The organism is Acidovorax sp. (assembly GCF_046339755.1).
In the GTDB taxonomy this organism is placed as follows: domain Bacteria; phylum Pseudomonadota; class Gammaproteobacteria; order Burkholderiales; family Burkholderiaceae_C; genus Acidovorax.
In genome coordinates this window covers 1-12,987 of the sequence record NZ_JBKDTZ010000234.1, presented here as the reverse complement: position 1 = coordinate 12,987, position 12,987 = coordinate 1, and the positions used below count along the sequence as shown (strand labels likewise).

Below are 12,987 nucleotides of genomic sequence, written 5' to 3'. Positions count from 1 at the left end.
ATGCAAAAAGAAAGGCCCGAAGGGCCTTTGCTGTTCAGTGTGGCTGCACAGCCCGCATCCGGTACTCGCTCGGGCTGCAGCCCGTGTGGGCCTTGAACACCCGGCTGAAATGCCCGCTGTTGCGAAAGCCCCAGGCCAGGGCGATGTCCGTCACCGAGCGGTGCGTGTGCGCGGGGTGGCGCAGCTCGCGCAGGCAGGCCTCCAGCCGGCGCTGCTGGATGGTGGCGGCCAGCGTGTCGCCATCGTCCGCCATGGCGTTGTACAGGTGCCTGCGGCTGCAGTTGAGCGCCTGGGCGATGCGGTCGATGCTGAGGTCGGGGTCGGCCAGGTGGCGGTCGATGTACTGGCCGATGCGGTCGCGCAGGGCCTCGCGCTGCGACATGGCGCTGTGCTGGCCGTTGCGCTCCAGCAGCGACAGCTGCACCAGATGGGTGATGACGTCGGCCACGCCGTCGGCGGCCGCGTCGGACATGGTGGGCAGCTCGGTGAACGCGGCGCGCATGGTGTCCCAGGCCAGGCGCGAGACACCCGTGGTGCCCGAGAAGCGCTGCACCATGAGGTCGTCGAGCCGCATCCTGCGCTCGGGCAGGTGTTCCTTGGGGATCATCAGCACCATCTGGCGCACGGCATCGGGGTTGCTCACGGCGTAGGCGCGCGTGGTGTCGTACACGCTCCACTCGCCCGGGGACAGCCAGACCTGGCGGCCGTTCTGCTCGAAGCAGGCGCGCCCTTCGAGCTGCGCCACCACCTTGATGTAGGCCCGGTCGCTGCCGCGGATGAGGCTGGGGGTGCGCACCACGCGGTGGCGGCTCACGTCGAGCTGGCACAGGTTGACGTAACCCGCCTGGCCCGAGGTGATGTGGCCCGCGAAGGCCTCGTCGCCAAAGGCGTCGGACTCCAGCCCGCCTATGAGGCGCCACACCGCGTCGCCCCACAGGTGCAGGCGGTCGCGCGGTGCCACGGTGTCGGTGGATACCTCGGTCAGGGTGTGGGCCATGCTTTATCCCGTGCAGAGGCGGGTTCTCCCGATTATCGGTGGGGGTGCTAATCCTTTGCGCAGCGCGGAAATCCGGGTAAACCCGCTGGCCCGTGCACGCTGGGAGCAGCGTTTTGTGCACGCTCAGCACAGCGCGCCAAAGCCCTTCTTCCTACCATCGGTCAACGGCCTGCACTGCGCGGGCTGCCCATCCGAGGAGACAGAAAAATGGTTCAACAATCCAAGCGCCAATGGATCAAGGGCATGGCCGCCACGGTGGGCGCCATGTCGGTCGCGCCCCACCTGCTGGCCCAGTCGGGCCCCGTGCGCAGCGGCTAGGCGAGTGCCCGCACGGGCCCCGGGGCCGCGTGCGCCCAGGTCAGCCAGGAGCCCAACTACCTGCTGTGGGCCGAGCAGGTGAACGCGGCCGGCGGCCTGTCCGTCAAGGGCGCCAAGCGCCCCATCGAACTCATCGGCTACGACGACCGCAGCGAGACCGAGACCTGCGTGCGCACCTTCGAAAAGCTCATGGGCAGCGACAAGGTGGATTTGATCCTGCCGCCCTGGGGCTCGGGCGCCAACTTCGCCATCGCGCCGCTGGCCAACCGCTTCGGCTACCCGCTCTTGGCGCCCACGGCGCTGTCGCGCAAGCTGATCGACATGAACCTGCCCTACTTCTTCTCCCTGCTGCAGCAGCCCGACAAGATGATGGGCGCGCTGGTGGACATGCTGGTGGCCAATGGCGTGAAGTCGGTGGCCATCGTCTACATGGACGACCTGTTCGGCCTGGAGAACTTCGCGGCACTGAACAATGCGCTCAAGAAGACCAGCATCCAGGTGGTGGAGCGCAAGAGCTACCCGCTGGGCGTGAAGGACCTGGCGCCGGTGCTGCGCGGCATCAAGGACCTGAACCCCGATGCCTTCATCGGCATCACCTACCCGCCCGACACCATCCTGGCCAGCCGCCAGGCGCGCGAGGTGGGGCTGAACCCCAAGTTCTTCTACGCCTCGGTGGGCACGGCCTTCCAGCTGTACAAGAACGTGATGCAGGCCAACACCGAGGGCGTGATCGGCATGGGTTCGTGGAGCGTGAAGACCAGCCCCGAGGCCAAGGCCTATTTCGACGCCCACGTGAAGAAGTTCAGCAAGGAGCCCGACCGCTGGGCCAGCGGCCACGCCTGGGCGGGCCTCGAGATCCTGCAGCAGGCCGTGGAAAAGGCGGGCCTGGACCGCAAGGCGCTGCGCGAGCACATCGCCAAGAACGAGTTCAAGACCATCCTGGGCGGCATCCGCTTTGCGGGCAGCGAGAACGCCTCCATCCCCGGCACCGTGAGCCAGTGGCAGGGCAGCGACTTCGAAGTCGTGTGGCCCAAGGACCGCGCCACGGCGCAATTGAACACCGCGAAACCAGCCTGGAAATAACAAAGTGTCTCTGACTTCCTGGGCCGAACTGGTCGCCAGTGGCCTGATTACCGGCGGCATCTATGCGCTGGTGGCCATGGGCCTGAACCTGCAGTACGGGCTGATGCGCATCATGAACATCTCGCACGGCGAGTTTTTGATGCTCGGCGCCTTCATCACCTGGTGGGCACACACGGCCTGGGGCTGGTCGCCCCTGCTGCTGATGCCCATTGCCTTCATCGCGCTGTTCGTGCTGGGCGTGGCGGTGCATGCGCTGTGCTTTCGGCGCCTGGCGGCGCGCGCACCGAATGTGGACGTGTTCGAGGCGCGCAGCCTGATGGTGGGCTTCGGCCTGATGTTCCTGGTGCAGAACACCGCCCTGGTGATCTGGGGCGGCGACCTGCGCGGCTACGAGTACCTGGCCGACCCGGTGCAAGTGGCGGGCATGCGCTTCACCGAGAACAAGCTGGTGCTGTTCGGCGTCGCGCTGGCGCTGTCGGCGGCGCTGATCGCGCTGCTCAAGCTGACCTTGCTGGGCAAGGCCGTACGGGCGCTGATGCAGTCGCCCACCGGGGCGCAACTGGTTGGCATCAACACCCGGCGCCTGCACCCCATGATGTTCGGCATTGGCCTGGGCCTGTCGGGCGTGGCGGGGGCGCTGCTGTCGATGACCTACGAGATCTCCCCCTCGATGGGCGAGCCCTACACCGTGACGGCGCTGATCGTTATCACGCTGGGCGGCTTCGGCAGCCTGGCGGGCAGCCTGGCCGGCGGCCTGCTGCTCGGTGTGGTCGAAGCCCTGGGCATGCACTTCAGCAGCCCGTCTCTCAAGATGCTGCTGAGCTATGCGGTGTTCATCGGCGTGCTCATCTGGCGCCCCAACGGCCTCTTTTCCAAGAAATGAAATCCCTCCATTCCAACAAGCCCTGGTTCGCGCTCGCGGTGGGCACGGCCGTGGTCGGCACCCTGCCCTGGCTGGTGTCCGAGTTCGTGGCCTCGGTGCTGCTCAGTTGCCTGATGTACATCGCGCTGGCCACCAGCTGGTCGCTGTTCTGCGGCGCCACGCGCTACCTGTCGCTGGCCACCTCGGCCTTCTTCGGCATCGGCGCATATGCCAGCGCCACGCTGCTGGGCAGCCTGCCCTGGCCGCTGGTGATCGTGGCCGGCGCGCTGATCGCCGCCGTGGTGGCCGTGGTCATGGGCGCGGCCGTGCTGCACCTGCGCGGCACCTACTTTGCAGTGCTGACCTTCGGCATGACGGAGCTGATCCGCCATGCGGTGACCTTTGTCGAGAAACAGGTCTCGGGCACCGTGGGCCGCGTGCTCACGGTGGTGCCCAGCAACGAGACGGTGTACCTCACGGTGCTGCTGATCGCCGCCGCGGCCATTGGCACATCGATTGCGGTAAAGCGCAGCCGCTTTGGCCTGGCGCTTGCAGGCATCGGTGCCGACGAGCAGCGCGCCCAGACGCTGGGGGTGGACACGCGCCTGGCCAAGATCGCGGGCTTCGGCATCACCGCGGCCTTTGCCGGTGCCGTGGGCGCGGCCATGGCCGTGCGCTGGACCTACATCGAGCCGGCCGCCGTGTTCAGCCCCTTCATCGGCTTCCAGACGGTGCTGATCGCGCTGATCGGCGGCGCGGCCAGCATCGGCGGGCCGGTGCTCGCGGCCATCGTCTTCAGCCTGCTGGCCGAGACGCTGCGCCTGCAGCTGCCCTATGGCTACATGATGGTGCTGGGGCTGCTGCTCATCCTGTGCGTGATGTACCTGCCCAACGGCCTGGCCACGCTGTGGCAGCGCAAGCGCGCGGCCACGCCTGCAGTGGAGGCGGGCCATGTCTGAGGCACTTTTGACCATCGACGCCGTGACCGTGCGCTTTGGCGGGCTGACCGCCGTGGACGGCGTGAGCGCCACGCTGCATGCGGGCGAACTGATCGGCATCATCGGCCCCAACGGCGCGGGCAAGACCACGTTCTTCAACGCCATCTCGGGGGTGCAGCCGCCCACCTCGGGCCGGCTGGTGAGCGGGGCCGACGAGCTGACCGGCAAGGGCCCTCACCGCTATGCGGCGCACGGCATTGCGCGCACCTTCCAGACGCCGCGTGTGTTCCCCGACATGACGGTGCGCGACAACGTGCGCTTCGGCATGCAGTTCGCAGGCCGCCACCGCCAGGGGCCCGTGGGCCTGCGCAGCGAAGACGAGATCCTGGCCATGCTGGGCCTGTCGGCACTGGCCGAGCGCCCTGCCGCCGATGTGACACCCTCGCAGCAGCGCCTGCTGGAGATCGGCATGGCCCTGGGCACGCGCCCGCGCCTCTTGCTGCTCGACGAGGTGGCCGCCGGCCTGACCGAGGCCGAGGTCGATGCCATGGCCCAGCGCATCCGCCGCCTGCGCGATGACTGGGGCCTGACGGTGGTCTGGATCGAGCATGCGGTGACCACGCTGCTCAAGTACGTGGAGCGCGTGCTGGTGCTGCACCAGGGCCGCAAGATTGCCGACGGCACGCCGGCCGAGGTGGTGCGCAACCCGGAGGTGATCGAGGCCTACCTGGGCGATGAGATGGCTGCCACCAGCGAAGGAGCGACGGCATGAGCGGCGCACAGCTTTCCGTGCAGGGCCTGACCACGGGCTACAACGGCTTCCAGGTGCTGCAGGACCTGTCGCTGGAGGCCACCCCCGGCATCACGGTCATCGTGGGCCCCAATGGCGCGGGCAAGACCACGCTGCTCAAGGCGCTGGCCGGACTGCTGCCACGCCAGGGCACGGTGCTGCTCGACGGCCAGGCCGTGCCGGCCCTGAACGCGACCGCCTGCGTGCAGCGCGGCCTGGCGCTGGTGGCCGAGGGGCGCCAGCTCTTTCCGCAGATGACGGTGACCGAGAACCTGGAGCTCGGTGGCTGGCTGGTGCCGGCGCGCGTGCGCGCCGAGCGCCGGGCCCAGGCCTTCGAGGACTTGCCGCGCCTGAAGGAGCGTGCCCAGCAGCTGGCCGGCACCATGAGCGGCGGCGAGCAGCAGATGGTGGCCGTGGCCCGCGCCATGATGAGCGGGCCGCGCCTATTGATGCTGGACGAGCCCTCGCTGGGCCTGGCGCCGCGCATGGTGGACGAGCTGCTGGCCATCGTGCAGCGCATCGCGGCCCAGGGCGTCACCGTGCTGATGGTGGAGCAGAACGTGCGCAAGGCGCTGCAGGTGGCGCAGCGCGGCTATGTGCTGGAGCGCGGGCGCATCGTGGCCTCGGGCGAGGCATCAAGCCTGTTGCAATCGGATGCAGTGCGGCAGGCCTACCTCGGCGTAGCCTGATCTCTTTTTTTCTTCTTCTTGTCTTTTCTTTCCTTGTTGTTCAGGAGAGTGATTCCATGACTGCCATTTCCATGCTGATCAACGGCGAGCGCGTGCAGGCCACGGGCGGCGCCACCTTCGAGCGCCGCAACCCGCTGGACGGGTCAGTGGCCACTACGGCCCCGGCTGCCACGGTGGCCGATGCCAAGGCGGCTGCCGATGCCGCGGCCAAGGCCTTCCCCGCCTGGTCGGCTCTGGGGCCCAATGCGCGCCGTGCGCTGCTGCTCAAGGCCGCGCATGCGCTCGAAGCCAAGGGCGACGCCTTTGCCGCCGCCATGGCCGCCGAGACCGGCGCCTCGGGCCTGTGGGCCGGCTTCAACGTGCACCTGGCCGCCGGCCTGCTGCAGGAGGCCGCGGCCCTGACCACGCAGATCGCGGGCGAGGTGATCCCGTCGGACGTGCCCGGCAGCCTGGCCATGGGCGTGCGCCAGGCCGCGGGCGTGGTGCTGGGCATCGCACCGTGGAACGCGCCCATCATTCTCGGCGTGCGTGCCATCGCCACGCCGCTGGCCTGCGGCAACACGGTGATCCTCAAGGGTTCGGAGCTGAGCCCCGCCACGCACGGCCTGATCATCGAGGCCCTGCAGGAGGCCGGCCTGCCCCCGGGCGTGGTGAACTTCGTGACCAATGCGCCTGCCGACGCCGGTGCGGTGGTCGAGGCCATCGTGGCCCACCCTGCCGTGCGCCGCGTGAACTTCACGGGCTCGACCAAGGTCGGCCGCATCGTCGCGCAGACCTGCGCCAAGTACCTCAAGCCCACAGTGCTGGAACTGGGCGGCAAGGCCCCGCTGGTGGTGCTCGACGATGCCGACGTGGACGCGGCCGTGGATGCGGCCATCTTCGGCTCGTTCGCCAACTCGGGGCAGATCTGCATGTCCACCGAGCGCATCGTGGTGGACGACGCCATCGCCAACGACTTCGTCGCCCGCTTCGCAGCACGCGCCCAGGCCCTGCCGCTGGGCGACCCGCGCAAGGGCCCGGCGGTGCTGGGCTCGGTGGTGGACATGGCGACCGTGCAGCGCTGCAACGCCCTGATCGACGACGCCCTGGCCAAGGGCGCCAGGCTGGTGTGCGGCGGCAAGAGCGAGAACACGCTGATGGCAGCCACCATCATCGACCACGTGACGCCCGAGATGGACATCTACCGCGAGGAATCCTTCGGCCCCCTGAAACCCATCGTGCGCGTGAAGGGCGTGGAGGAAGCGATTGCCTGTGCCAACGACAACGAGTTCGGCCTGTCCGCTGCCGTCTTCGGCCGCGATGTGGCCCGCGCCTGGAACGTGGCCGCGCGCATCGAGTCGGGGATCTGCCATGTCAACGGGCCTACGGTGCATGACGAGGGACAGATGCCGTTTGGCGGGGTGAAGAATTCGGGGTGGGGGCGGTTTGGGGGGATGGCGGGGGTGCGGGAGTTTACGGAGTTGCGCTGGATCACGGTGCAGACTACGGCGCGGCATTATCCGTTCTGAGAGCCTCTGGCTGCCTGGGCCGTTCATGGTGCACAGCCAGGCGAAGCGCCATGGAACCCGTCCATGGCGTCCGCAAATCGTGTCCCCGGGTCATTGCATGCTGTAGCTCACTGCACATGCTCCACCACCGCCATGCCAGTCAGAGTTACCGCGTTGGTAACGGGCGAAGGGGAGACATTGGCAGGATTGGACGAGTAGGCGTACGCATCGACCACCTCCTTGTTCCACGCCACGGCGGCTGCGCTGAACGCGGCCTGATCTCCTGTTGCGTTTTCCAGGCCTGACAGGAGCTGCCCCAGCTGCAAGGCCACGACACCTACGTTGGCCTTTCCCACAGATACCAAGTAATCCGTCAAAGCGGTGTGCAGACCTGCATTGGGCCAAACCCCCAGGTTGACCAGGAGCTTGGCGGACAATATTTCTTCTGACAAGCCGTTGAAAGCCGCGCCAAACTGCAAGGCGTAGGCGGTGTTCCCGGCCGACGTAGCCATCTCCACCTGTCTGGTGTAGACCGCATGCACAGGGGATTGATCGTTGAACGCCCGGTTCAGGATCGTAGCGACGACGTACGGTTCATCGAAAAAGTACTGTGCCATCAAAAAGCTCCGGAAAAAGGGCCGATCAGGCCGAGGCCCATGAGGCGTCTGCCAATGACGACACACCGGCCAGTTTGACGAGGCTGTCGTTGGCGTTCAGGGTCGCCACAGCATCGTTCACCAGGATGTAGGTGTCGGCCCCGTAACGAAAGACAATGGCCTTGTTGGCGCCCGCCGTGGTGGCTGCCAGGGCCGTGGCGTCCAGCAGGGACGATGCATCGGAAATGCCAGCCAGTTGCAGGCTGGTCGGTGTCGCCTTCGCCGTCGCAGTCTCGGCCGCCAACACCAGCCTGTCGGTACCGCTCACGAAGTCGGTCACCACGATGGCAGACCAGCCAAGACCGGTGGAGAAACTGGTGTCCAGATCCTTGGCGGCGGCACCCGCCAAGCCGGTGAGGTTCAGCGTATCGACGCCCCCGCCGAGCGTGATCCTGTGGGCGTTGCCGGCACCGATGGTGATCGTGTCACCACCCTCGCCCGCCGCAACGATCACCTGGGCGCCAGAAGCGTCGTTGATGACGAAGGTGTCCGGCCCTCTGCCGCCGGTGATGGTCACCGCCTTCTGCGTGGTGGCAAAGGCTTGCGACAGCGCGCCGGTCAGCGCAGAGGCATCGATCACCGAGACCTGGGCGCCCACCACGGTGGTCTTCAAGGCCTGTTCGCCGGTGAGCACGATCTTTTCGGCCGCGTTGGCGGTGATCCTGGCTGTATTGGCGGCTCCGTCCGTGGAACTGAACCCCTGGCTCCTGACGTTCAGGTTCTCAACCGCGTCCACGATCACCTCATCATTGCCAGCAGCCCTGAAGAGCACCAGGTTCGCAGTGTCTGCGCCACCGCTGGTTCCCGCAAACACCACCGTCAGTGCGCCGCTCCCGCCGCTGCCAGTGATACTGCGGATACCGACGGTGGTGGCCAGGTCTACGCCGTCAAACTCGGCAGGACCTGCTGCGGACTCTCGCCACAGCTCCGTGATGCCGGTTGCGCCGGACACCCCGAACTTCGATTTTGCTCCCGCCTGGATGAACACCCGCTCCACACTCTGCAGCATGGGTGCCACCGTCGCACCAGCGGCCAGCGTGGCCCTGAGCGTGTCGACCCCGCCTGCGCCATCGATGGAGTCGGCGCTGGACAGGAAGCCGGCGGTGGTTGCCACAATGGTGTCGTTATAGGCTGTTGTCTTGAATTTGGCCTGCGCAGCCAAAGGCGATATGGCGTCCACGTCCGCGGTGAGAGACAACGTCACACCCACAGGGAGATCGGGCCCGGGCGGAACTATCGGCCCGGAATTCGCGGGGTTGCTCGAATACGCATGCGAAGCCGTCACTTCTTCGTTCCACTTCACCGCGGCCGCCGCATACACAGACAGATCACCGGTGGCGTTTTCAAGCCCCGAGAGGATGCGCCCCAACTGCAGTGCAACGATGCCCACATTGGCCTTGCCGACAGACACAAGATAGTCCCGCAAGGCAGTCTGCAAGCCCGCATTGGGCAGCACGCTCAGGTTCATCAGCAGCTTGGTGGACAGCGCATCCTCGGTCAGCGCAGTAAAGCCGGCACCGAACCGCTGGGCAAAGGCCGTGATGCCGATGGGCACGACCGCCGCCACCTGGTTGACATAGACATTGTGCGAAGGGGACTGGTCGTTGAATGCCCGGTTGAGCATGGTGACGTCGGCATAGGTGCCAGAGACTTGGACAGGCATGCGTTCCTCCAGTGAGTAGTGTTGTGATGTGCGCTGTGAGCCTAAGGTGCGTCCCGCCAGCAGGGTGTGGCAGCAGTCACAAAGAAACTTTTTGACACCAACCACTGCCGTCTGCCCACAAGGGTCACGGCCACCACGAACACGCGACCAGCCCGGGCTCTGTGCGGAAAGGATCGCCCTCGCGTCCGATCAGGCCATGGCCCACGTCGCGTCCGCCAGCGCTGCCACGCCGGCGAGCTTGACCAGGCTGTCGTTGGCGCCGAGCGCAGCCACGCCATCGTTCACCAGGATGTAGGTATCGGCACCATAGCGGAAGGCAATCGCTTTGCTGGCACCTGCCGTGGTGGCGGCCAGGGCCGTTGCCTCCAGCAGCGAAGGCGCTGCGGCAATGCGGGCCAGTTCCACGCTGCCAGGGGTGGCCTTGGCCGTGGACGCAGCACCTGTCAGCCGGAGCAGGTCGGCGCCACTGGCAAAGTCCCGCACCTCGATGGCCGAAGCCGCCAGGCTGGCCGATGTCCCGGTATCGATGTCCTTGGCCGCAGGGCCGGCCAAGCCGGTGATGTTCAGCGTGTCGGCACCCACCCCCAGGGAGATCAGATGGGCGTTGTGGGCGCCGATGGAGATGGTGTCGGCGCCATGGCCGGCCTCCACGACGACCCGCGCCCCTGATGTGTCGTCGATGGTGAAGGCATCACCACGCGTGCCGCCGCTGATGGAGACCGCCGTCAGGCCTGTGGTAGCAAACGCCAGGGTCAGCGCGCCCGTGAAAGCCGAGGCGTCGATCACCGAGACATGGGCACCCTTCACGGTGGTCGTCAAGGCCTGGTCACCCAGGATGGAGATCTTTTCGGCGGCGTTGGCCGTGATCTTGACCGTATTGGCTGCGCCGGACTTCTGGCTCTTGATGCCCAGGTTCTCAACAGCATCCACGATCACCTCATCGTCGCCAGCGGCACCCAGGAACACCAGCGTCGCAGCGTCTGCGCTGCCGCCCGTGCCTGCAAAGACCACGCTCAGTGCGCCACCGCTGCCGGAGTTGCGAATGCCGACGGTGGTGGCCAGGTCCACGCCGTAGAACTCGGCCGGACCTGCCGCAGCCTCCCGCCACAGCTCGGTGATGCCGGTCGACTGAGTCGCCATGAATTTCGAATGGGCGCCTGCCTGGAGGAACACATGCTCGACGTTCTGCAGCATCGGCTCGACGGTCGCATCGGCCGCCAGCGTGGCCTTGAGCGCGTCAACCCCTCTACCGCCATCAATGGAGTCACCACTGGACAGCAGGCCCGCAGTCGTTGCCATGATGGTGTCCCCATAGTCCGTCGACCGGAGCCCGGCCAGTGCTGCAGTAGGCAAGATGGAGTCATCGCCCATGGTCAGCGCCAAGGTAGCACCCGCGAGACCGACCCCTATCGGCATGGCCGGCGGAAAATTCGCCGGGTTGTTCGAATAGGTGTGCGAGGAGAAGATGTCCTCATTCCATCGCTCCGCAGCCGCCGCGTACGTGGCCTGATCGCCCGTGGCGTTTTCCAGCCCGGAAAGGATTTGCCCCAGTTGAAGGGCCACGATGCCCACGTTGGCCTTGCCGACAGACACCAGATAGTCCCGCAAGGCGGCCTGCAGGCCCGCATTGGGCAGCGCGCCCATATTGCCCAGAAGTTTGGTGGACAGAGCGTCTTCGGTCATCCCGGCAAAGCCCGCACCGAAGGTCAGGGCGAAAGCCCGGATACCGTTCGCTGCAGCCCAGGCTGCCTGGTTGTTGTAGGCGGTGTAGGAAGGCGACTGGTCGTTGAACGCCAGGTTCAGGATCGTCGCGGCGACAAAAGAATCGTCGGGAAAGTTGTGTGCCATCCGGAGCTCCAAAAAAGGCCATCAGGCCGAGGCCCAAGCGGCATCGGCCAGCGCCGCCACGCCGGTCAGCTTGACCAGGCTGTCGTTGGCGCCGAGCGCTGCGGCGGAATCGTTGACCAGAATGTAGGTGTCGGCACCATAGCGGAAGGCAATGGCTTTGTTGGCGCCTGCGGTGGTGGCGGCCAGCGACGCAGCGTCCAGCAGCGAGGCTGCCCCTGCCATACTGGCCAACTGAGCATCGCTCGGGGCTGCCTTGGCTGTCGATGAGGTCCCATGCAGTCGGATCACATCGGTGCCGCTCGCGAAGCCCCTTACCTCGATGGTCGATGCGGCCAGTGTGGCCGTCGACCCCAGGTCAATGTCCTTGGCCAGAGCGCCTGCCAGGCCTTTGATGGACAAGGCATCGGCTCCTTCGCCCAAGGTCACTTTATGGCGGGCCTCGGCGTTGACAGTGATGGAAACACCCCCAGGAGTACCTGCCAGCCTGAGCTCCAGCGCCGAAGTGAAGACCGACGCATCGATCACGGACAGCTTGGCACCAGTCACGGTCGCGGTCAAAGCCTGGTCACCAAGGACGACGATGCTTTCCGCCTGTGCAGCTGTGATCCTGGCCTGGTTGACCGTGGTGGCGAAGACCGTGCCGGCTGTGCTGCTTACCACCAGGGATTCGATGTTCGCCACGATGATCTCGTCATTGCCCGTGGCATCGGCTAGCGTGATGCGGGCCGTATCCATGGGGCCCGAGGCACCGCTGAAGTTCACGGTCAAGGCACCGCCCGCCAGGGAGTTCTGGATGCCTGCATTGGTGGCCAGGCCTACGTTGGAAAAAGTGGCGGGGCCCTGCGCGGCATCGATCCGGAGTTCCTGCAGGCCGGCGGTATCCCCGGCGCCAAACTCGGCCCCCGCGCCTGCGGTGATGTAGACCTTCTCGACATTGCGCAGCACGGGGGCGGCCTTGCTTGCGGCTGCAAGGGCCGCCCTGAGGGTATCGAGACCCTCCGCGCCATCGATCACATCCGCCGTCGAGAGAAAGCCCGCGGTGGTTGCCAGGATCGTGTCCTTGTCGGCCGTGGTCTTGAACCTTTCATCTGCCGCTGCAGGCGATACCGCATCGTCACCGGAAGTCAGCGAAAGGGTGACACCCGTCACGGGCGGATTGTGCCCTGCGCTGACGCCGTACGGGTCGCTCGAGTATTTGTAGGAATCCACCAACTCCTTGTTCCATGCCACAGCGGCCGCATTGAACGCCGATTGGGCGCCCGTGGCGTGTTCCGGCCCAGAGAGGATCTGGCCCAACTGCAGGGCCACGACGCCGACATTGGCCTTGCCCACGGACACCAAGTAGTCCCGCAGCGCGGTCTTAAGACCCGTATTCGGAAGCACACCTAGATTGCACAAGAGCTTGTTTGACAAATGGTCTTACGTAATGCTGGTAAAGCCGGAGCCAAACGACAGCGCAAACGCATGGATGCCGTTCGATGTGACCATTGCGACCTGGTTGTTGTACACCGCGTAGGAAGGCGATTGGTCGTTGAACACCCGGTTCAGGATCGTCGTGACAACGAGGGGATCATCAAGAAAGTTCTGTGCCATCAAAAGCTCCGCAAACGGCCGATCAGGCCGAGGTCCACGAGGTTTCGGCCAGCGCCGTCACAC

The 12,987-nt window shown here is 66.2% G+C and carries 11 protein-coding genes and 1 pseudogene; 6 read left to right on the top strand and 6 right to left on the bottom strand.

Annotated elements, in window-relative coordinates; translation table 11 throughout:
- Positions 1-34: 34 nt before the first annotated feature.
- Positions 35-997 (bottom strand): helix-turn-helix domain-containing protein, encoded by a 963-nt coding sequence (locus ACK59X_RS19740; RefSeq protein WP_409959987.1) that lies wholly within the window; start codon positions 995-997, stop codon positions 35-37.
- A gap of 207 nt (positions 998-1,204) precedes the next feature.
- Between ACK59X_RS19740 and ACK59X_RS19735 the strand changes: the two are divergent.
- The 6 genes and pseudogenes from ACK59X_RS19735 (at position 1,205) to ACK59X_RS19710 (ending at position 7,185) form a co-directional block, all read left to right on the top strand.
- Positions 1,205-2,398 (top strand): annotated as a pseudogene (locus ACK59X_RS19735) (amino acid ABC transporter substrate-binding protein).
- A gap of 4 nt (positions 2,399-2,402) precedes the next feature.
- Complete coding sequence (locus tag ACK59X_RS19730; RefSeq protein WP_409959985.1) at positions 2,403-3,281, top strand: branched-chain amino acid ABC transporter permease; 879 nt, start codon at positions 2,403-2,405, stop codon at positions 3,279-3,281.
- Positions 3,278-4,219: a branched-chain amino acid ABC transporter permease gene (locus ACK59X_RS19725; protein WP_409959984.1), complete on the top strand. Its 942-nt coding sequence runs from the start codon at positions 3,278-3,280 to the stop codon at positions 4,217-4,219. The genes ACK59X_RS19730 and ACK59X_RS19725 overlap by 4 nt, the downstream gene beginning before the upstream one ends.
- Positions 4,212-4,970 (top strand): ABC transporter ATP-binding protein, encoded by a 759-nt coding sequence (locus tag ACK59X_RS19720; RefSeq protein WP_409959982.1) that lies wholly within the window; start codon positions 4,212-4,214, stop codon positions 4,968-4,970. Before ACK59X_RS19725 ends, ACK59X_RS19720 begins: the two co-directional genes overlap by 8 nt.
- The gene (locus ACK59X_RS19715) at positions 4,967-5,677 is read left to right on the top strand and encodes an ABC transporter ATP-binding protein (RefSeq protein WP_409959980.1); all 711 of its coding nucleotides are present in this window, start codon (positions 4,967-4,969) and stop codon (positions 5,675-5,677) included. Before ACK59X_RS19720 ends, ACK59X_RS19715 begins: the two co-directional genes overlap by 4 nt.
- A gap of 56 nt (positions 5,678-5,733) precedes the next feature.
- Entirely contained in the window at positions 5,734-7,185 is a 1,452-nt protein-coding gene (locus ACK59X_RS19710) for an aldehyde dehydrogenase (RefSeq protein WP_409959978.1), read from the top strand.
- A gap of 107 nt (positions 7,186-7,292) precedes the next feature.
- Here ACK59X_RS19710 and ACK59X_RS19705 read toward each other — a convergent pair whose 3' ends face one another.
- From ACK59X_RS19705 to ACK59X_RS19685, 5 genes are all read right to left on the bottom strand, one after another.
- Positions 7,293-7,781: a hypothetical protein gene (locus tag ACK59X_RS19705; protein ID WP_409959976.1), complete on the bottom strand. Its 489-nt coding sequence runs from the start codon at positions 7,779-7,781 to the stop codon at positions 7,293-7,295.
- A 25-nt stretch (positions 7,782-7,806) separates the two neighbouring features.
- Positions 7,807-9,588: a bluetail domain-containing putative surface protein gene (locus tag ACK59X_RS19700; protein ID WP_409959974.1), complete on the bottom strand. Its 1,782-nt coding sequence runs from the start codon at positions 9,586-9,588 to the stop codon at positions 7,807-7,809.
- 84 nt (positions 9,589-9,672) lie between these two features.
- Complete coding sequence (locus ACK59X_RS19695) at positions 9,673-11,331, bottom strand: bluetail domain-containing putative surface protein (RefSeq protein WP_409959972.1); 1,659 nt, start codon at positions 11,329-11,331, stop codon at positions 9,673-9,675.
- A 21-nt stretch (positions 11,332-11,352) separates the two neighbouring features.
- A complete protein-coding gene (locus ACK59X_RS19690) occupies positions 11,353-12,714 on the bottom strand; it encodes a bluetail domain-containing putative surface protein (protein ID WP_409959970.1) in 1,362 nt (453 codons plus the stop codon).
- Between the two features lie 36 nt (positions 12,715-12,750).
- Positions 12,751-12,924, bottom strand: a complete 174-nt coding sequence (locus ACK59X_RS19685) for a hypothetical protein (protein ID WP_409959968.1) — start codon at positions 12,922-12,924, stop codon at positions 12,751-12,753.
- Positions 12,925-12,987 lie beyond the last annotated feature (63 nt).